The 19,558-nt window shown below is 44.6% G+C and carries 16 protein-coding genes; 5 read left to right on the forward strand and 11 right to left on the reverse strand.

Features of this window, described 5'->3' with window-relative positions:
• Positions 1–128: 128 nt before the first annotated feature.
• From B0I21_RS02880 to B0I21_RS02905, 6 genes are all read right to left on the reverse strand, one after another.
• The gene (locus tag B0I21_RS02880; protein WP_133638901.1) at positions 129–1,124 is read right to left on the reverse strand and encodes an LLM class flavin-dependent oxidoreductase; all 996 of its coding nucleotides are present in this window, start codon (positions 1,122–1,124) and stop codon (positions 129–131) included.
• A gap of 148 nt (positions 1,125–1,272) precedes the next feature.
• Positions 1,273–2,457 (reverse strand): class I SAM-dependent methyltransferase, encoded by a 1,185-nt coding sequence (locus B0I21_RS02885; RefSeq protein WP_133638903.1) that lies wholly within the window; start codon positions 2,455–2,457, stop codon positions 1,273–1,275.
• Between the two features lie 35 nt (positions 2,458–2,492).
• Positions 2,493–3,755 (reverse strand): aspartate kinase, encoded by a 1,263-nt coding sequence (locus B0I21_RS02890; RefSeq protein WP_133638905.1) that lies wholly within the window; start codon positions 3,753–3,755, stop codon positions 2,493–2,495.
• Between the two features lie 24 nt (positions 3,756–3,779).
• On the reverse strand, positions 3,780–4,616 hold the full coding sequence (locus tag B0I21_RS02895) for a DUF3298 and DUF4163 domain-containing protein (RefSeq protein ID WP_133638907.1): 837 nt from the start codon (positions 4,614–4,616) through the stop codon (positions 3,780–3,782).
• Positions 4,583–5,035: a GNAT family N-acetyltransferase gene (locus B0I21_RS02900; protein WP_208292250.1), complete on the reverse strand. Its 453-nt coding sequence runs from the start codon at positions 5,033–5,035 to the stop codon at positions 4,583–4,585. The genes B0I21_RS02895 and B0I21_RS02900 overlap by 34 nt, the downstream gene beginning before the upstream one ends.
• Positions 5,022–5,723: a YggS family pyridoxal phosphate-dependent enzyme gene (locus B0I21_RS02905; RefSeq protein WP_133638909.1), complete on the reverse strand. Its 702-nt coding sequence runs from the start codon at positions 5,721–5,723 to the stop codon at positions 5,022–5,024. Before B0I21_RS02905 ends, B0I21_RS02900 begins: the two co-directional genes overlap by 14 nt.
• Positions 5,724–5,801: 78 nt before the next feature.
• Between B0I21_RS02905 and B0I21_RS02910 the strand changes: the two genes are divergently transcribed.
• From B0I21_RS02910 to B0I21_RS02920, 3 genes are all read left to right on the forward strand, one after another.
• A complete protein-coding gene (locus tag B0I21_RS02910; protein WP_166637758.1) occupies positions 5,802–6,491 on the forward strand; it encodes a DUF4296 domain-containing protein in 690 nt (229 codons plus the stop codon).
• Between the two features lie 8 nt (positions 6,492–6,499).
• A complete protein-coding gene (locus tag B0I21_RS02915) occupies positions 6,500–8,884 on the forward strand; it encodes an endonuclease MutS2 (RefSeq protein WP_133638913.1) in 2,385 nt (794 codons plus the stop codon).
• A 90-nt stretch (positions 8,885–8,974) separates the two neighbouring features.
• The gene (locus B0I21_RS02920) at positions 8,975–9,232 is read left to right on the forward strand and encodes a hypothetical protein (RefSeq protein ID WP_133638915.1); all 258 of its coding nucleotides are present in this window, start codon (positions 8,975–8,977) and stop codon (positions 9,230–9,232) included.
• 1,036 nt (positions 9,233–10,268) lie between these two features.
• On the opposite strand, the gene B0I21_RS02925 is transcribed toward B0I21_RS02920, so the two are convergent.
• Both B0I21_RS02925 and B0I21_RS02930 read right to left on the reverse strand, forming a co-directional pair.
• Complete coding sequence (locus B0I21_RS02925) at positions 10,269–11,159, reverse strand: alpha/beta hydrolase (RefSeq protein ID WP_133638917.1); 891 nt, start codon at positions 11,157–11,159, stop codon at positions 10,269–10,271.
• An 82-nt stretch (positions 11,160–11,241) separates the two neighbouring features.
• On the reverse strand, positions 11,242–11,883 hold the full coding sequence (locus tag B0I21_RS02930; protein ID WP_133638919.1) for an MgtC/SapB family protein: 642 nt from the start codon (positions 11,881–11,883) through the stop codon (positions 11,242–11,244).
• Positions 11,884–11,940: 57 nt separating this feature from the next.
• Between B0I21_RS02930 and B0I21_RS19995 the strand changes: the two genes are divergently transcribed.
• Together B0I21_RS19995 and B0I21_RS02935 are read left to right on the forward strand one after the other, a co-directional pair.
• The gene (locus B0I21_RS19995; RefSeq protein WP_166637759.1) at positions 11,941–12,084 is read left to right on the forward strand and encodes a hypothetical protein; all 144 of its coding nucleotides are present in this window, start codon (positions 11,941–11,943) and stop codon (positions 12,082–12,084) included.
• A 305-nt stretch (positions 12,085–12,389) separates the two neighbouring features.
• Positions 12,390–15,779 (forward strand): TonB-dependent receptor, encoded by a 3,390-nt coding sequence (locus B0I21_RS02935; protein ID WP_133638921.1) that lies wholly within the window; start codon positions 12,390–12,392, stop codon positions 15,777–15,779.
• A gap of 253 nt (positions 15,780–16,032) precedes the next feature.
• Here B0I21_RS02935 and B0I21_RS02940 read toward each other — a convergent pair whose 3' ends face one another.
• The 3 genes from B0I21_RS02940 to B0I21_RS02950 all read right to left on the reverse strand — a co-directional run bounded on the left by B0I21_RS02940 (position 16,033) and on the right by B0I21_RS02950 (position 19,556).
• Positions 16,033–16,737 (reverse strand): LOG family protein, encoded by a 705-nt coding sequence (locus tag B0I21_RS02940; RefSeq protein ID WP_037503436.1) that lies wholly within the window; start codon positions 16,735–16,737, stop codon positions 16,033–16,035.
• 912 nt (positions 16,738–17,649) lie between these two features.
• Positions 17,650–18,258: a recombination mediator RecR gene (recR, locus tag B0I21_RS02945; protein ID WP_133638922.1), complete on the reverse strand. Its 609-nt coding sequence runs from the start codon at positions 18,256–18,258 to the stop codon at positions 17,650–17,652.
• A 92-nt stretch (positions 18,259–18,350) separates the two neighbouring features.
• Positions 18,351–19,556 carry an MDR family MFS transporter gene (locus B0I21_RS02950; protein ID WP_133638923.1) on the reverse strand — a complete coding sequence of 402 codons (1,206 nt, stop codon included), beginning with the start codon at positions 19,554–19,556 and terminating at the stop codon, positions 18,351–18,353.
• Between the last annotated feature and the right edge of the window lie 2 nt (positions 19,557–19,558).

The following is a 19,558-nucleotide window of genomic DNA, read 5'->3' on the forward strand; positions in this document are numbered from 1 at the left end:
GGCGTAAATGTTTGCATCCAAGCAAAATCTCTCCGTTTATCTCTTTCAAAAAGCTATGCATAGCGCTTTTGTGGTTTGTTTCGCAACCTTCCGCTACCTGGTCATCATGATCGCGTTAAACAGAACGATTAGGCACGGTGCAATGCTTCGCTAATAATACGAAACGAATCAAGTCTTTTTCCAGCATCGAAGATATAATTTGTTGTCATCACTTCATCGATCTGATAATCGTTTACAAAGGCCGGAATTTGGGCAGCTATGACATCAGCATCTCCGGTAAAGGTGCAGGCTGTCATGTTGTGCACCGCCTTTTCTATTTCCGGAATGCCGTCGTATATTACTTTCTCGGTGGGCGGAGAGAGGGGACGGCGGTGGTTGGTCAATATACCGGCAAACATGTTAAACAGGCTCGTTGCCAAGAAGTCTGCCTCCACTGTTGTTTCCGCAGCAACGATGTTGACACAGGCGATAAAATAAGGCTTATCCAAGTGACGAGAGGGTTTAAACGTTTTGCGATAAATTTCCGCAGCTTGGGCAAACATCGCTGGTGCAAAATGTGCGGCAAAGGCGTATGGCAGGCCAAGCTCCGCCGCTAAATGTGCGGAGTCGGTGCTGGAGCCTAGGATGTATAGCGGAATGTGTTGACCCTCGCCGGGAAAAGCGCGCACCTTTTCATGCGGATTATCATTCTCGAAATATTGCTGCAACGCAAGCACATCGTCCTTAAAGTAAAATGAGGTGTTCAAGTTATTACGTCGCAAGGCCATGGCCGTGACCTGATCTGTTCCGGGCGCCCGTCCCAAACCAAGATCGATACGTCCCGGATAGAGGCTTGCCAAGGTTCCGAATTGTTCAGCGATAACCAAGGGTGCGTGGTTGGGCAGCATGATACCGCCGGAACCGATACGAATGTGTTTCGTTTTCTCTGCCACATGGCCAATAAGCACCGATGTGGCCGAGCTGGCAATATGTTCCATATTATGATGTTCGGCAAACCAAACACGCTCATACCCCAACTCCTCGATATATTGTGCACCTTCTACGCTTCGCTCAATAGCTTCTTTAACCGTTTGTCCTTTGCAAACGGTGGCGAGGTCTAGGGCTGAAAGTTTTATTTTATTCATAGCCTAAAAGTACGTGGTTCGCCGGTGGAATTTGTAATGGCTTTGTCAATCGATAGCTGTGTTCGAAAAGCTTGACATTTGGCAGACTTTTGAGGTAGTGCGGGGTTGCGCGTAGTATTTTCAAAAACAAGAACCTCCCTACATACGATCAGGCCGAGAAACGTACACCGTGGATGGCGACATGCTCGCCGCTTTGTAACGTGCAGAAGTAAAGGAAGTCGGATCCGCCGTCTGCAATCTTAAACTTTTTGCGAATGTCTTCCACGCGCATCGGAAAGTTTTTCGCAACGATGTTTGCTTTGGGCAGCACCGCATTTTTTTTCAATTTACTTACTGGGTAAACATGCTGTATACGAAAACAGCGACCCGGGAAATCTGCCACATAATGGGAGCTGGTGTACAAGTGCGTATGTTGATGCAATTTCGATAAGCCAAAAGTAGCGCCTACAGATTTAAATGCACCCGCCTTTGTTATCGCTACATCTGGGTCATAGAGGTACATTTCCGGAGCTGCATAGGCCGCTTCAGCTTGTTGCTCCTCTGCTATGCTGCATGTAAAGCGTTGCTCCTTACCGCCGGTTAAGCGAATAGCGTGGAGCTTTGTTTCCCCTGTGTATTGCTTATCTTGCACGAATAGAAGCTCTTTACAGTCATTATCTACACTAATGATGTACACATCTTTGACCTGTTCCAATTGCTGTAGAGCTAGCGATATATCCAGAAGTGGAGCGAGCTTCGTGATAACACAGGTTGCTTTTTCGAAAAATAGCGCTTGCAAGGCAACAACGTTCGGCTCACAATCCGCTAATCGAAAAACCTTTTGCTGCGCAACACGTCGAGAGGGGTCGATGTAGATGATAACCGATGTATCGTGCAGGTTTTTTAAATAGTTAATCCCATCGCCGGCAACGCATGTTACCTGTGTCAGTCCGAGCTGTTTGAAGTTGTGCTGTACGATAGCCGACAGGCTTGGGTTGATTTCGCAGTGCGTGACATGGGCACCCTGCCGAGCAAAATAGTAACTGTCAACACCGAAGCCCCCCGTCAGGTCGATAAGACGAGTCCCGGGATGCAGCAATGATGCCTTAAACTGACCGGTCTCGGCAGACGAGCATTGCTCCATATTGAGCTTTTCGGGATAATACATACCCTGTACGGCAGTCCAGGCCGGGATCTTTTTCGCGGCGCGTTGACGTCCATCGACTTGCTGGGCGATTTCCTTACTGGAAATACCCTCAAACGGACTTTTTTTCAGAGCCAATGCAGCAGCAGAAGCCGTCTGCATGGTGGAAAGGTATTCCTGGACATCTGTTGCCAATAGTTTTGTGTTCACCGCTGATCTGTTTTTGCGTGCGTGGTGCAGCTGTACTAAATTTTCTTGACCAACAACTGGCAAGTGTAGCTATCTTTCAGCTCCCGAATGATCTGCTTGTTGACCAACACCCGATCAATGGTTTCTTGGTTGAAGTAGCGTATGGTAATCAGTTCCAACCCCTTCTCCACCGATACCTTATAGCGTTTTTCCAATTCTTCCAAGAGGGTATCTATATTTTTACCCGTGTCATCAATCGCTACACAAAAGCTAATCGCACTGTTGTGCATCATGTTGATTTTTATACGGTTGCTGTGGAAAAGGTTAAAGATGTGTGAGAGGTTGTCTTCTACAATAAAGGAAAAGTCTCTCGGTTGAATATTGACGAATACCTGGTTTACCTTAAAAATAAACGAAGGAATCGGCAGGCCTTGATTGGTGCTCCGGATAAAGGTTCCCGAGGCAGCCGGGTTTAAAAACGAGCGCACGTTGAGGGCTATCTTTTTATTCTGGAGTGGCTTGATTGTTTTTGGATGGATCACGGTTGCACCGTAATACGTAAGCTCGATAGCATCCGTATAAGATAGCTCGGAGATCAGTTCGGTATGGTCAAACCATTTAGGATCTGCGTTTAACACGCCCGGCACATCTTTCCATATGGTAATATCTTCCGCGTTAAGGCAGGAAGCAAATATTGCCGCCGAATAATCCGAGCCTTCGCGGCCCAGGGTGGTCGTGAAATTTTCAGATGTAGAGCCTATAAAGCCTTGGGTCACGAGCACAAAATCATCGAGAATGGCGGGCAGATCTCTTCGGATCTTCTCTTCGGTTTTTTCCCAATCGACCACCGCTTCTCTGTAGGTATTATCGGTTAATACATAGTCACGTGCATCTATCCATTTCACGGGCATACCACTGTGTTTGGCGTATGCAGCTAAAATTTTTGAGGATACCATCTCTCCGGTAGACACGATTTGGTCGTATAAGTAGTCAAAGGCATCCTGCGGCTCTTCTTCGAGCACCCATTCCACTTCTACGAAGCAATTGGCGATCTCATCGAAAATGGGATCAGTCGCGTCGTCAAACAAGTTTGCCAAAATATCCTGATGCCAGGCTTTTACCTCTTCCAGGTATGTAAAGGCCTGCCCGGTTTGTTCAACATAATGTTGAGCAACCTCACTGAGCCGATCTGTTGTTTTACCCATGGCGGAAACGACGACGAGCAGCTCGTCCTTTTTGTAGTTCGCCATAATGTGGGCCACATTTTTTATACTTTCCGCATCTTTTACGGATGCACCTCCAAACTTAAATACTTGCATTTATTTTCTATTCGGTTTTTTAGGTTAAATTGCTTTCAAGAGTTCTTTTGCTCTATCCGTCAGTATGTCTTTTACATCCGCGTAGGGCACAAGCAACGTTGTTCCGCCTTCAGCGTACGATTTAATTTCGTAGGGATTGTAGTGAAACAGGATACCGTCTTTTGTTAACCCGAAGTTTTCCGGAAGGGCGAAACTATCGAAAAAATACTCGGCACCATAGCTAGCCGTATCGCTCAATTGCTCCAACTTCCTAAAATGGTGTTCGGCAATGGCTAAGAACTGTGTACTATCCTGAACGACATCCGCCAATACGAGCCGCTTTTTTTGCTTTACGTCGTATGAAAACCACAACTCCACTTCCATGCCGTGCGCCCCGCCGGTATAGTCGTTGATTGCGTTTCGCAAGGTTAAAATACCCGGCTTGTTTAGGACCACTTGGCAATGCTGGTGCTTGAACCAGGGTGGGATAGCCCCGTTGCCAGCGTCCATCTGCTCTTCGGCATATTCGTTATAGCCGCCCAGAAAACTATCTGCAACCTGCTCTACCGTGTTTTCTCCATCAATAAAGATTGCCCGCTTGACGAGCTCTTGAACCTCCGGCTGGAAAACAGGGTACTGCGCGGTAAAGAGGGTAGAGTCCACACTGGTCTCTGTGCCGGAGAAATAGGGACTAAAATCTTTAAAATTGACCACTTGATACGCCAACGTGTCTGTCGCGACAATGCCTCCTGCGGCATGCGTAGCCTGTTCTGTTTTATTTTCCGAAAAACAGCTCTCCGCGAAATAAGCCGTGAGCAAGCCGAGGCCTACTAAGACGCTTCTTTTACTTAACTTCCAAAATCTAAAGACACATTTACCCATTCGCTATCAAAATCTGCTTCGTATTTTTTGTAAAAATTTATGGCGGGCTCATTCCAGTCTAACACTTGCCACATCATTCCACTGAACTGCTGTGCCTTGGCGTAGGCTATCGTACGGTCCAATAGAAGTTTTCCGATGCCTGCACCGCGCTCTGCTTCCGTAACGATCAAATCTTCTAGGTAAAGCCGCCTGCCTTTCCAGGTCGAGTAGCGGATATAGTACAACGCCATACCCACAATAGTTTCGTTGCGTTCGGCCACAAATGCACCCCAAACGGGTTGTTTGCCAAAGCCGCTTTCGATGAATTCATCCATAGACACCGTTACAGCATCTGGCGCTTTCTCGTATCTCGCCAACTCCTTGATCAGATCCAGCATAGCTGGGCAGTCTTCCTGCTTTGCCGTTCTAATGTTCAGCATCTTTATTTTTATAATGTTTGACGACGCGTTTACCAAAAATAGTGCTGCCTAAACGCACCATATTGCTTCCATTCTCCACCGCAAGTTGATAATCCGACGACATGCCCATGGACAGGATGCTGAAGGAATCCTCCTGCCGGTAGAAGCTCGCTTTAATACCGTCAAAAAGCATTTTAAGTTCGTAGAACTCGTCTTTAATCACTTTGTCGTTATCCGTATTGGTCGCTATGCCCATGAGCCCGCGAATGCGGACGTGTTTTAAGGCGGCAAATTCCTCGTTACGGAGCAATTCGATCAATTCGGCATGATCCAAACCAAATTTTGTGTCTTCGTCAGCAATATATACCTGCAACAAACAGTCAATTACACGATCGTGCTTGGCGCCATGTTTGTCGATTTCCTTCAGCAACTTTAGCGAATCCACCGATTCGATCAACGAGACGAAAGGTGCAATGAATTTCACTTTGTTTGTTTGCAAGTGGCCAATGAGATGCCAGGCAATATCTTTGGGCAACGCTTCGTATTTCTCCATCATTTCCTGAACCATATTTTCGCCAAACACCCGTTGCCCGGCGTCATACGCTTCTTGGATATCTTCCACGGGCTTCGTTTTCGATACCGCGACCAGCGTTACACCGATAGGCTGTAGTTCTTTCTGTAATGTTTCAATAGTTGTCTTTATGCTCATTCCGTTTTGATTTCAGCTTCGAAAAACTTAAAACTGGTTATTCAGATGCGTTTTCGTAAATTTGTACAAACTTACGAAATGCAGCGCTTATTACTTATTATATTATCGTCGTTTTTTTTGTTGATTTCCTGCAAAAAATCTGCTCCAGAAGGAATTTTACCGGAAAAGAAGATGGCAGATTTGATGGCTGATGTGCATTTGTTGGATGGCTATCTGAACACGCTTCCGATCGATAGCTCTCGCAAAGTCATCGATGGTTTATACGCCGAGGTGTTTGGTAATTATGGTATTGATTCGGCGCAGTTTACGCGCAATTTGCGTTATTACTTGGGCAACCCTACCGTCGCTAAGAAGGTTTACGGGCAGGTTAACGATAAGTTGACTAATCTGGATCGAACCTACCGTGTGCATGATTCCCTAGAGAATGCCCGTATAAGCGACAGTGTTCGTCATGTTCAACGTTTCATGCGCCTACGCAATGAGGCGCAGCGACTTTTGTTTCAGGTAGAAAAAGACACAATTCCGTTGACGTACCGCGTCTATCGTAATGAGTTTATGCAACAGGCTGGTTTATCGATCAATATTTTCCAACAGGAAGACATTCCAGTCAGCGGTCCAGTACCATTACCAGAAGCTGGCGTGCGGCAGCCGTCTGATGGAGCTGCACAGCCAGTGCAATCAAAACAAATGCCGCCAGCAAGTACCCCGGTGGATGCAACGCAAGTGCCCGCTCAACGACAGCAGGACTCGCTACCCACCGTTAATTGATCTTTTATATGATTTTTCCTAAAAACGCTATAGATAAATTAGGCTTTCTTGAAATTAAAAGCCTGATTCAAGAAAAATGCCTGAGTGAGCCCGGCCGCGAGATGGTAGAGAAAATACAGCCTCAACAAAAACTGGAGCAAATTGACCGTTTTCTGCGCCAAACGCAAGAGTTTCGGGATTTATTGCTCCATGATGCGCCGCTGCCTGTCGACCATTTATACCCTATCAAGCCGTTGGCAGAAAAGGCGCGCATAGTGGGTTCTTTTCTCGCAGAAGATGAATTCTATCGCGTACTGCTCTCGCTTCGTACGGTGTATGCCGTCATTCGCTACTTCAATGAGCGCGAAGGGCAGTACAGCAATTTGACGTTGCTTTTCGAACACCTGCCCATTGAAACTAAAATTGTGCGGCAGATCGAAGCTGTCATCGACGATCGCGGAAGGATGAAGGACAACGCCTCCCGATTGTTACTGGACATTACGCAGCAAATCCTTAAAAGTGAACAAGAAGCTCGGAAACGTATCGACCAAGTGTTTAAGCAAGCGCAGCATAATGGTTGGACAGCAGATGGTAATTTAACGGTTCGGGACGGGCGGCTGTGTATCCCCATTTTGGCAGAAAACAAACGCAAACTCAAAGGCTTAATTCACGATGAATCTGCTACGGGGCAAACGGCTTATATAGAGCCCGAAGAAGTTTTTCACCTGAATAATAAAGTGAGGGATTTGGAGTTCGAACGGCGCCGCGAGGTGGTTCGTATTTTAATGGAGTTAACGGCCGAGTTACGTCCGCATGTACCGCTTTTGCTATCTTATCACGGCTTGCTGAGCAAGCTCGACTTTGTACGAGCGAAGGCTTTGTTCGCTATTGACATTGAAGCCGACATGCCACAGCTTTCGAAGGATGCTGAAATCAATCTAGTGAATGCGCGGCACCCGCTATTACTGATTAACGCTAAACGAGATCAGCAGACGGTGGTGCCTTTGCATATCAAGATCGATCAGCATGATCGCGTAATTTTGGTCTCGGGTCCTAATGCTGGAGGTAAATCGGTGTGCATGAAGACGGTAGGATTGCTGCAGCTGATGGTGCAGTCTGGTTTGCTGATTCCGGCGGATGACACCTCGAAGCTCGGGATCTTTAAACAGATCTTTGCCGACATTGGTGATGACCAATCGATCGAAAGCGACTTGAGTACGTACAGTGCGCACCTTTCGAAAATGAAGCATTTTACTGAATTTGCGAATGCGCGAACGCTGGTGTTAATTGATGAGTTTGGTACGGGTACGGATCCGCTTTTTGGCGGTCCGATTGCCGAAGCGGTATTGGAATCCCTGAATAAAAAGGATATCCGAGGCGTCATTACCACACACTATTCCAACTTGAAGGTCTTCGCCAGCAATACTGCCGGTTTGGAAAATGCTTCGATGCTTTTTGATAACGTCGCGATGCGTCCTTTGTACATCTTACAGGTGGGCAAGCCTGGTAGTTCGTATGCCTTCGAAATTGCGCAAAAAATTGGTCTTCGTGCGGATATATTAGAATCGGCCAAGCAAAAGATTGGTACCCAACAGAAAAAGGTGGATACCCTTCTGGTGGATCTAGAGCGCGATAAAAAGCTTGTACACGATACCAAAATTGCTATCGGAAAGCGTGAGAGGGAATTGGAAACAATACAAGCAGAGTACGAACAGCTCCAAAGCCATTTGGAAGAAAATAAGCGGCAGCTGATCCGTGACGCGAAAGAGGAGGCTCGGCAGATTCTTAAAGACGCAAACAAGCTGATTGAAAATACCATTTCGGAGATAAAATCGGCACAGGCGGATAAGGAGCGAACGCGCGAATTGCGACGTGAGCTGCATGCCGCGGTGGATAAAAACACGGAAAAAAAGCCGTCTGCCAAGCCATCGGCAGCGCCGTCATCGGCTATAGCTGGAGATGAGGTGATCGAGGTAGGAGATTGGGTCAAGATCGTAGATGCAGATACGGAGGCGCAAGTGATCGAGGTCTCTAAAGGCAGCAATTTGATTCTAGCCTTAGGCGATATACGCACGGTAGTAAAGAAGAATAAGGTTGTCAAGTTGCGCGGAAAAGAGAAGGCAAAGGTCGTTAAAAGACATCGCTCGCTGTCGACATCGTCCGTTGCCGACTTCCAACCGGAGGTGGATGTGCGCGGTATGCGTACAGAGGATGCTCTGCGCCAACTGGAAACTGTCTTGGATAGGGCAGTGATGATAGGGTACCCCACACTGAAGATTTTACATGGAAAAGGAGATGGTATTCTCCGGAAGTTCGTTCGCGACTACCTGCGCAAATACAACCACGTTTCGCACTTTGAAGATGAACATGCTGATCGTGGTGGCGATGGTATTACCTACGCCTACATCAGTTGATAAAAAAGCCGGCTAGCCGATGAAAACTAGCAGGCTTTTTGTAGTAAGCTAGTGGAACAACATGTGTACTACATTATATATACTTGATCTATGCAAAATCTAATCATCTTATCCAGTATCGCCTTGTGTTTATTAAGCGCTTGCTCGGCAAGTAAACAATCTGCCAAGCTTATTCAAGATTGTCCGGAAGAGAAAATTGTTAATAAAATGCCGATGGTACAAACTGAGGGCAAAGACGATAAGCCGAATACGTATTTCATCTATAAAGGGGAGCGTAGAGAGCTTGCTGAGTTTGATGAAAAATGGTTGCAGGAACATTGTGATGTAAAAGAGACTGAGGTTCACTAGCTTTTTAAACTGGTTTCTAGAAAAGATTTTTTATAAACGGTTTACCTAATAAATCCACCCCACATCCCTTTCGCGGCAAGTTCAGTCTTCTTTTTATAAAGCAGTTTACCCAACGCACAACCCTTCCGCCGCATGCCGCGGCAGGGCACTACTTTTGTAGGGCAAAAGTAGCAAAACCCCGTCGCTTGAAACCTTTGCAGGGAGAGTTTGTGCCGTGGCAAATGAATACATATTGCAAAGCTTTCGATGCGACATGTCGATTAATAATGGAAAGAAGCGATAAAGTATGGGAAACCTAAACTTCTCACATTACTCAATACTCATGACGCAATACGACTTCAAATGCTACATTTTGTTTAATTAGGAGATAGTGCGCACTACCACATAAGTCCAACCCACAACCCTTCCGCCGCATGCCGCGGCAGGGCACTACTTTTGTAGGGCAAAAGTAGCAAAACCCCGTCGCTTGAAACCTTTGCAGGGAGAGTTTGTGCCGTGGCAAATGAATACATATTGCAAAGCTTTCGATGCGACATGTCAATTAATAATGTAAAGAAGCGATAAAGTATGGGAAACCTAAACTTCTCACATTACTCAATACTCATTACGCAATACGACTTCAAATGCGACAAGTCGACTAATAAAGGGAGGAAGCAATAAAGTATGGGGAACCTAAACTTCTCGCATTACTTAATACTCATTACGCAATACCACTTCAAATGCGACATGTCTATTAATAATGGAAAGAAGCGTTAAAGTATGTGAAACCTAAACTTCTCACATTACTCAATACTTATTACGCAATACCACTTCAAATGCGACATGTCGATTAATAATGGAAAGAAGCGATAAAGTATGGGAAACCTAAACTTTTCACATTACTCAATACTCATTACGCAATACGACTTCAAATGCGACCAGTCGATTAAGTAGGGGATAGTGCTAATGGAGCCATTCGACCTATTTCTTAATACGCCCCTCTACATACTAAGTACTAAAATCTAAGATCTAAAGATACATCTCAATACTCACCACATTACTGCTTTAAAAAAGATATCATATCCGCTAGCGCAACGCGGGATTCTCTCATTATAGGCAGTAATGGCCATATGTGCGGCATATCTTCACCGATAATAAGTTTATATTGCACCTGCGCATTTTTCATTTTTTCAATGAGTAATTTCTGGTCGGGGTAGGTAATATCGTTTGTAGCTGCAAAGAATAGGGTCTCTGGAAATCCATCAAAGGATCCATAGAGCGGGGAGAGGTTTTGATCGTTAAGATCCCCGTCGACGGCAACCATTTGTTTTGCACTTAAAACGCCGGTTTTGGCCAGCATGACATCCTTTCGTTCCACTTCTTTGATTTCAGGATTCGTGAATGCTGCATCAGCCACAGGGGAGATCAATACTAACTTTTTTGGAATGGCAATTTGTTTTGCTCGGAGTCGCTGTATTAGCGCCATGGCAAGGGTCGCGCCGGCAGAGTCCCCGGCGATCACTATAGCTGTTGGATTGAAGCGGGTTAATGCGAGCTGGTACACCTCATCGATATTGGCCGAAATTTCGTCTATTTGACTTTCAGGGCCGCGCGGGTATCGACAGGTCCAAAGTGTCATATGAGTCGCGTTCCCGATCTTTTTCAAACTGTCCCAATGGTGTTGCGCGGGACCAGAAATAAAGGCGCCGCCATGCAAATAAATCAAGAGGCGGTCTGCACTGTTCTCCACGGGGGTGATTTCGACGATAACAGTCTTCAGGACGTTCAGCATGGATATCCGCGCTGAATTGAATAGCGATCTCGGCGGAAGCAATACATCGGATTTTCGTAATTTTCGATAATCTACGGGAGAGGTACTAAATATAGCTTTCAATCCCTTCAGTTTAAGGACGAAACGCACAAGATAGTATCCAAAGCTTTTTTTCATCCCTTTAAAGATAGGGATCTTTTTATCGTCTTGGTAGACTAAATTTAATAAAAACAAAGACCATCAGCTACTTACCTTTTCGCTACATATTATTAAAAGCGTATACATAGTCTAATGAAATAATCGCCTCGCTCGCTTCGCGTATATTTTTTCTATTACCCGTAACCTCGTAAACCACCGTAAGATGTTGCCCTTTCTTTTCCAAGCCCTTGCGCTGCAAGCGTACCTTATGCTCCTTCATAAAGCTCTCAAATTCGCCTAGGTGTGTAATCGAAATGTCCTGAAAGGTGACGTGGATGGTTCGCTTAAAGTATATGTCTGCCAGCATCCGCTCGATCTTTTGAAACAACGAAAGTACAATGACCATCATTGCGGTTAAGGTAAAAGCTAAGCCATATTCTTCAAATCCAACAACCATACCCACGCCAGCTATCGACCATATAACAGCAGCTGTGGTAAGGCCTTGGACAGAAAATTTTCCCTGGTAAATAACGCCTGCACCAAGAAAACCAATTCCGGTAACGATATTCGCGGCAATCCGGTCGTCGGAAACATTTCCCATGCGCGAGAGAACCGTGAAAACCGTAGAACCAAAGCAAATTAAGATGACGGTGCGAAATCCTGCGGATTTGTTTTTGTACTCGCGTTCGAAACCAACAATAGCTCCACATAGAATAGACAGCAGAACACTCTGCAAACGTGCATCCTCAAACAATTCAAACATATACGGTATACTAGATTCATGTAAGTCAATAGAATGGTTTAGTGATAAAAATGTTTTATGAAAATGCTAAACCTATCGTCGAAAACAAATATCGATAAAGATGTGCAATGTACCAATACAGGTCGCGCTTATTTAGTGCAATCGTTGGGCATGTCATTAACGAAAGCTTATCCTGAGGTGCTTGATGCTGATTCTCGATAAATAGTTAGATCTTATCCGTTATCAATCACCTTTTATGTTAAGAAGGTTTTAGGAAGTTTTCCACATTTTTGATTTGTTAAAATTTGTTAAATTCTTAAATAAACTGCGTTAACTTTGAAAATATCTAAAACAAACCGAGCTGATTATCCCAAAGCTTGCAATCTTACGCATATGGATCGATTTATTGACAGTGCGATACCCCATAAATATTTGTGTCGCTGTATATTAAGTTTATGTTAAGTTTCCAGATTATCAACCGCTATTTCTAACTTTGCACTACTAATTCAGAACAACAAAAATTTAGGATGAAAAAATCTCTACTTTTCTTTGCTTTAGTTCTCGCTAGCTACGGAACTATTCAGGCACAGGTGACCACAAGTAGCGTGACGGGGGTAGTCACACAATCTGCTGGTCAAGCTACGCCGGGCGCAACTATTAAAGCGACGCACACACCCTCCGGAACTGTATACAGCAGCTCCACGAACGAAAGTGGCCGTTTTAACCTTGCGAACATGCGTGTTGGTGGTCCGTATCGCGTAGAAGTTACCTACATCGGACAAACCCCAATTATTTATGATAACATTTATCTAAAATTGGGTGAGCCTTTCGTGTTAAATGCTGATTTTGGCGATCAATCTGCCATCGGAATCGACGAGGTAGTGGTGACAGGTGGACGTGGAACGAATACAGCAAAGACAGGTGCTTCGACAAACGTTGGTATCAAACAACTTCAAGAGTTGCCACAAATCAACAGGAGTATAACGGATTTTACAAGATTAACACCTCAGGCGAATGGAACTTCGTTTGCTGGTCGCGATGCACGTTATAATAATGTTCAGATTGACGGTGCAAACTTCAACAACGGCTTCGGTACCGATTCGAATAATCCCCTTCCCGGAGGTGGTTCGCAGCCTATTTCTTTAGACGCAATTGAAGAGATTACTGTTAATATCGCTCCTTATGATATTACGCAGTCTGGCTTCACTGGTGCTGGTATTAATGCAGTAACTCGTAGCGGAACCAATCGTGTTGAAGGATCTGCGTATTACTTTTTACAAAATCAAAATTTGCAGGGTAGAAGAATTGACGACGTTACTTTAGATAAAATTGACGCTGCTAAGAAGAACTTTGGTTTTCGTTTGGGTGGCCCAATTATAAAAGATAAATTATTCTTATTCATTAACGCGGAACGTGAAGAGGCTACTGGAGCCAACGCATCAGGGGCTAATTTATGGCGCGCGTCAGAGAACGGTGTAGCAGTTCCAGAAGAAAACATTGCTAGAACAACTCGTGCTGATCTGGAAGCGGTACGCAATCACCTCATCAACCAATGGGGTTATGAACCAGGTCGTTACGAGGGATATGCGAACGAAGCAAAACAGTCAAGCACAAAATTTCTTGCGCGGTTAGATTGGAATATAAATGACGTGCACAAATTAGCCGTCCGATATAACCAATTAGTCGGAAACACTATGCAGGTCGCAAATGCGAATTCCGGTCCTTTCCCACGAGCAGATTTCAATAATTATGCGCGTGTTGGTCAAAACTCGATCACGTTTGAAAACGGTAATTACGGCTTCAAAAATGTCGTACGTTCACTAACTGCTGAGTTAAATAGTAATTTCAGTTCTCGTCTAAGTAACCAGTTTTTGGCAACCTATACACGTATTCAAGATACAAGAACGACGCCTAGTAATCAGTTGTTTCCTTTTGTCGACATTGGCGACGGTACACACACGGGGGTTTCATCTCCACATCAGAATTACATGAGTTTTGGTACGGAGTTGTTTTCTTTCAATAATGATGTTGTCAATAATAACTACTCATTTATTAACAACTTAAACCTACAAGCTGATAAACACAACTTTACATTTGGAGCAGCTTTTGAAATCCAGAATTTCGGTAACAGCTTCGTTCGTTCAGGTACTTCCTATTACCGCTATGCTTCGGTAGAAGATTTTCTTACCACAGGTACACCTAACGAAAAAGCTCCAATTATGTTTGCTCTAACTTATCCTTACGATGGTCAAGAGAGCTATGCACGTATTAATTTTGGCTTAGCGTCGCTGTATGCACAAGATCGTTGGACTGCAACTGACCGATTAACTTTAACTTACGGTGTGCGCGCTGAAATGCCTATCTATATGAATAAGTTGACGGCTAACCCATCTATTGATGCATTGCGACTTCAAGATGTTAACGGTATGCCGACTAATTATCAGTCAGGACTTTGGCCAAAATCCCAACTTCTAATTTCTCCACGTGTAGGAATTAACTATGATGTCTTTGGAGACCGGAGCTTAATGCTACGTGGGGGAACAGGATTTTTCTCAGGCCGGGTACCTTTTGTTTGGTTAACTAATATGCCAACAGGTGCAGGAGTGCTTCAAAATGTGGTTGAACCTGGAGGATACGCAAATGTTCAAGGTTGGATCGGAAATGTGCGTTTCAACCCCGACAGATACTATCATTTAAATAATGTTCCGGAGGGGGCTGAAGATGTATTTATTCGCACTCCTCGTGATGGTGCCCCAAGTACATTCTCATTGGTAGATCGTAACTTTAAAATGCCTATGGTATGGCGTACAAGTGTTGGAGCTGATTACAAGATTCCGAATACTCCGGTAGTATTGACAGGGGACTTCTTATACACACGTGATATAAACGCTGTTTTCCAGTTTGGGGCAAACCTAAGACCATCAAATTCTTTCTTGAATTACGGGTCTTCGGGTGAGGAAGGTGATTTTGGAGATAACAGACCATATTATCCTAATGGAGCGACGGCATTTAATCCCGCGATCGGTGCAAATAGCGCAACAGTTTTAACGAATACCAATGTTAAAGGGCATGCGTTGAGTGCTACCATAGGATTGACTGTACCAAATTACCAAGGGTTCAGCGGAAGTTTGTTCTATACGTACAGTGATTCTAGAGAGGTGACAGGCAACAGTGGTTCCAGTGGCGTTTCTGCTTGGGGAGCTTCACCAGTGATAAATAGTCCAAATGACCAGATTTTACATCGTTCCGCTTTCGCGATTCCTCACCGCGTCGTGGCTAACTTAAGTTACAGATTTGAATACGCAAATCATTTGGCAACAACTGTGGGTGTTTTTTACAATGGATCTCATCAGGGTAGATTCTCCTATACCTATTCTACAGATTTAAATCGCGATGGGCAGACAAACGATTTGATTTATTTACCAAGACAATCATCGTCTTTAAATTTCCAAGATTATACCGTCACATTTAAAGATGCGGAAGGAAATAACCAATCCCGTACATTCACTGCTGCAGAACAATTAGCAGCTTTTGATAAGTTTGTCGGCGATAATGGGTTAGAATCTTATAGAGGGCAATACTTACCAAGAAATGGATTTTTACGTCCATGGTTGGGACGTTTCGATGTGCGTGTTTCTCAAGATCTGTTTACGAACATTGGACCACGTCGACACAGCATTCAGTTAAGTGCAGACTTTATTAACTTCGGTAACTTTTTGAACAAATCTTGGGGTATACAAGAGAACTTGAATACAGCTCAACAACTGTTAGGAAGTGTTGGAAATGTTGGAGCGAATGGTATACCGACGTTCCGCATGAGAAGTGTAAATAATGAATTGCCAACTCAACCATTCCAAAATGCAAGTAATTTAAATACTACTTGGCAGATGATGTTTGGTATTCGTTATATCTTTTAGCGATCAAATTATCACTGATTTTCTTTTAAAGCCCGGCGATGCCGGGCTTTTTTTGATCTTCACACGTTTAAACGTAAGGATCGTTTACTTTCGAATAGGGGCATGTTGAATTACGAACTGATCCTTAACGGAAATCACTCTCGTTGGCGTTTGACGCTACAAAATACTATAATCGGCAACGGTTCGCATACCGATAGATTTATAACTGGCGGATATCCGGTGCTTTTGGCACACCTTCACTTTTATTCTGCCTCTAAAAATTCGGTTTCAATAAGTACTTATCGTAGAAACGGAAGATATGTTCTACTGCTTCTTCGGCGGTATCGACTAAGCGGTACAATTTTAAATCCTCTTCTGAGATATAGGCATTGCCCAACATTGTATTTTCTATCCAGTCGAAAAGGCCTTTCCAATACTCAATGCCAACGAGAACGATCGGAAAGCGCGCAATTTTACCCGTTTGTATCAGGGTTATGGATTCGAAAAGCTCATCCATAGTGCCAAAGCCGCCAGGCATGACGATGTAGCCTTGCGAATATTTCATGAACATTACCTTGCGCACAAAGAAGTAGTTAAACTCCAACAGCTTGTCGCGGTCAATGTATTTATTGTGAAACTGCTCAAAGGGTAATTCAATGTTTAGCCCCACAGATTTTCCACCTGCTTCGTACGCGCCTTTGTTTGCAGCCTCCATAATTCCCGGACCACCGCCTGAAATGACTCCATAGCCCTTATTGGCCAGCAGCCGACTGATTTCCACGGTCATTTCGTAATACTTGTGCTCCGATTTTGTTCTGGCCGATCCAAATATCGAAACGCACGGACCTATCTTCGCCAGCTTCTCAAAGCCGTCTACAAATTCTGACATAATTTTAAATATCTGCCACGAATCCTTCACCTTTATTTCTTGCCAGGTCTTATTAGCAAATGAACTTCTGATTTTATCCTCTTTCGCCATATACATAGATTATGTTAACATTTCCAATATAGTAAAATTTGATGGAAAGTGATTGGTATTTGGTATAGCGTAGTGCGTATTATGCAATAGATTGTAGTAGATAGTATGGAGTATTTAGAGGGGTGTGTTGTAGTGTTTAGTATGTAGAAAAGCTTTGGTAGATAAGTGATTGCAGGGGTCATTATTGAACGAAATGTCGCATCGAAAGCTTTGCGATATGTATTCATTTGCCACAGCACAAACTTTCCCTGCAAAGGTTTCAAGCGACGGGGTTTTGAATACTTTTGCCCTTCAAAAGTATTTGCCTTGCCGCGGCATGCGGCGGAAGGGATGTAGGTTGGATAAACTGTTTTATAAATAAAAACCTGAATTTGCTGCGGCATGCGGCAGATCGCTTGTCCCTACCCGGGACGTGGGGCGTACTTTTTTCAATGATAAAAAAGTAGCCAAAAAATCATTGTTTCATCGAGGCGATTTTGCCCGCCATCCAATGCGCAGCAGCGAGCTCCCTATCAGGCCAGATGACTTCCCAAAATCCTTTTGAAGTGGATTTTGGTAAATAATCTAATGCCTGACCTTCCCACTAAGCCGCGGCAGCATCGCTGCTCTGGCCATCGCTTGATGAAACGTAAAGCTCTGAAGACCGCTTTGCTATGAATGATTCTATTCACTTATCGCCTCCGACCCTAATTAAGCAAAATGTCGCATTTGAAGTGGTATCGCGTAGTGAGTATTGAGTAATGCGAGAAGTTTAGGTTCCCCATACTTTATCGCTTCTTTCCATTATTAAACGCAATGTCGCATTAGTTTTGTTGCGTCTGCGGTCCTTTGCATTATTTCTAACTTCTAACTTCTAACTTTTGAATTTTAACTTTTCACCTTTTAACGTTTTACTTTTCACCTTTTAACGTTTTACTTTTCACTCAACGGCACTCTGGTAGCGATGGAGCGGCCCAGCGTCAACTCATCGACATATTCGAGTTCGCCACCAAAGGCAATGCCCCGGGCGATGGTGCTGACCTGCACGTCAAATTCTTTCAACTTGCGCGAAAGGTAGAATATCGTGGTGTCGCCTTCCATGGTGGCGCTCAGCGCCAAGATTATCTCGCTGATATTTCCACTGCGTAAACGGTCGATCAATGCTTCAATTTTAAGATCGGAAGGACCAACTCCGTCCATAGGCGATATCAGGCCCCCTAAGACATGGTACACACCCTGGTACTGATTGGTGTTTTCGATAGCCATCACATCGCGTGTATCTTCCACAACACAAATCGTTTCATGATCTCGTTTTGGCGAGACACAAATTTCACAAACCTCCTGGTCGGAAATATTAAAACAGTTCTTGCAGTAGCGGATATTTTCTTTTAGCAGATTGATGGAGCCGGTAAATCGAGAAACGTCAGCATCGGGCTGTTTCAATAGGTAAAGCACCAGGCGTAAGGCTGTCTTTTTCCCAACGCCGGGCAGACGTCCAAATTCATCTACAGCCTGTTCCAGTAATCTTGAAGAAAATTGCATGGTGCAAAATTAATCATTAATATTTAAAAATGGCGTACGATCGCTATGCTTAGCACAGCACCTATCAGCAGCAGATTTTCGAAACAACTCCCTTAAAACTTCTTCAGGATCCAGGAAAAGCCCAAAGCAGTGAAAAGCATAACGGCGGCGGTACCGAACCACAGCGTGTTGTAGCCGTAATGTTCGGCAACATAGGTGCCGAGGTATGGCGAGAAAATATTCGCTGCGGCAAAAGCAAGCGAATTAAAGCCCATGTAGGCGCCTTGGGTGTTAAGCGTAGCGCGAGATGCGCTGATGGTAGCGGTGAAGGGAAGTGTTAGCATTTCACCAATAGACAAGATAAACATAGAAACGTAAAGCCAAGGGACGCCGTAAGGCGCGTTCAACATCAGGTAAGCAATACCTGCGATCCCCGTTCCATAGATCATCACCTGGCGTGCTGTAAAACGATGCTCCACAGCATGTACCAACAGCATCTCAAACACCACGATACAGAAGCCACTGAAGCCAAGCAATATGCCAATTTGCCCTTCGGTCATCATCTTCACTTCCTTATAGAATAGGGGCAAGGTGCTTAGTAACTGGAAAAATGCCATCGAGAACAGGCAGCAAAAAACATTGAAGATGACAAATGGCGTGTCGAGGTATGCATTTCGATCACCAGCGGTCAGCTTCTTTTCCGTTTTGAGAAGCGCCGCAATCTGGTTTCGGGGTTTCCTGTTTTTGAAGAAGAGCACAAACACGATAGCTGCCGATAGCGCTGCGATCGCATTACCATAAAAGATCCAATCGTAGGAAAAGGTGGCTAGAAAACCGCCTAAAGCGGGCCCTATGGAGAAGCCCAAGTTTACGGCCATACGGTTAAGCGAATAGGCTTTCGTGAGATTCTCCGGCTTTGCATAGCGCGCTACGGAAACGGAGTTGGCTGGACGGAATGTATCGGCCACAAGCGTTAACACGAAGATCATGGCTGCTAAACTTTCGAAAGTCTTAAAGTGCGGCAGCATAAGGAAGATAGGTACGGTGAGGATAAGGCTGAACGTCTGCACCTTATAATTCCCCAATTTATCCGTCAGCCAGCCACCAAGCCAGGAGCCGCAAACCGAGCCCAAGCCGAAACAGCCCAATACCATCCCGACTTGCGGCTTGGTAAAGTTGAGCGCCGACGACATGTACATACTAAGAAACGGAATCACCATGGATCCCGTACGATTGATAAGCATCACGACGGCAAGCAACCAGGCTTCGGTTGACAGACCGCGGTAGGAGTTTACATATAACCCAATAATCTTTTTCACGA

Origin of the sequence: Sphingobacterium paludis, from assembly GCF_004364125.1 — a bacterium.
Taxonomy (GTDB): domain Bacteria; phylum Bacteroidota; class Bacteroidia; order Sphingobacteriales; family Sphingobacteriaceae; genus Sphingobacterium; species Sphingobacterium paludis.

Excerpts from the sequence above, each read along its gene's own strand:
- B0I21_RS02890 (WP_133638905.1), bottom strand. The coding sequence starts at position 3,755 with ATGCAAGTATTTAAGTTTGGAGGTGCATCCGTAAAAGATGCGGAAAGT.
- B0I21_RS02915 (WP_133638913.1), top strand. The coding sequence starts at position 6,500 with ATGATTTTTCCTAAAAACGCTATAGATAAATTAGGCTTTCTTGAAATT.
- B0I21_RS02920 (WP_133638915.1), top strand. The coding sequence starts at position 8,975 with ATGCAAAATCTAATCATCTTATCCAGTATCGCCTTGTGTTTATTAAGC.
- B0I21_RS02880 (WP_133638901.1), bottom strand. The coding sequence starts at position 1,124 with ATGAATAAAATAAAACTTTCAGCCCTAGACCTCGCCACCGTTTGCAAA.
- B0I21_RS02900 (WP_208292250.1), bottom strand. The coding sequence starts at position 5,035 with ATGCTGAACATTAGAACGGCAAAGCAGGAAGACTGCCCAGCTATGCTG.
- B0I21_RS02930 (WP_133638919.1), bottom strand. The coding sequence starts at position 11,883 with ATGTTTGAATTGTTTGAGGATGCACGTTTGCAGAGTGTTCTGCTGTCT.
- B0I21_RS02940 (WP_037503436.1), bottom strand. The coding sequence starts at position 16,737 with ATGGCGAAAGAGGATAAAATCAGAAGTTCATTTGCTAATAAGACCTGG.
- B0I21_RS02925 (WP_133638917.1), bottom strand. The coding sequence starts at position 11,159 with ATGAAAAAAAGCTTTGGATACTATCTTGTGCGTTTCGTCCTTAAACTG.
- B0I21_RS02895 (WP_133638907.1), bottom strand. The coding sequence starts at position 4,616 with ATGGGTAAATGTGTCTTTAGATTTTGGAAGTTAAGTAAAAGAAGCGTC.
- B0I21_RS02910 (WP_166637758.1), top strand. The coding sequence starts at position 5,802 with ATGCAGCGCTTATTACTTATTATATTATCGTCGTTTTTTTTGTTGATT.
- recR (WP_133638922.1), bottom strand. The coding sequence starts at position 18,258 with ATGCAATTTTCTTCAAGATTACTGGAACAGGCTGTAGATGAATTTGGA.
- B0I21_RS02935 (WP_133638921.1), top strand. The coding sequence starts at position 12,390 with ATGAAAAAATCTCTACTTTTCTTTGCTTTAGTTCTCGCTAGCTACGGA.
- B0I21_RS02905 (WP_133638909.1), bottom strand. The coding sequence starts at position 5,723 with ATGAGCATAAAGACAACTATTGAAACATTACAGAAAGAACTACAGCCT.
- B0I21_RS19995 (WP_166637759.1), top strand. The coding sequence starts at position 11,941 with ATGAAAATGCTAAACCTATCGTCGAAAACAAATATCGATAAAGATGTG.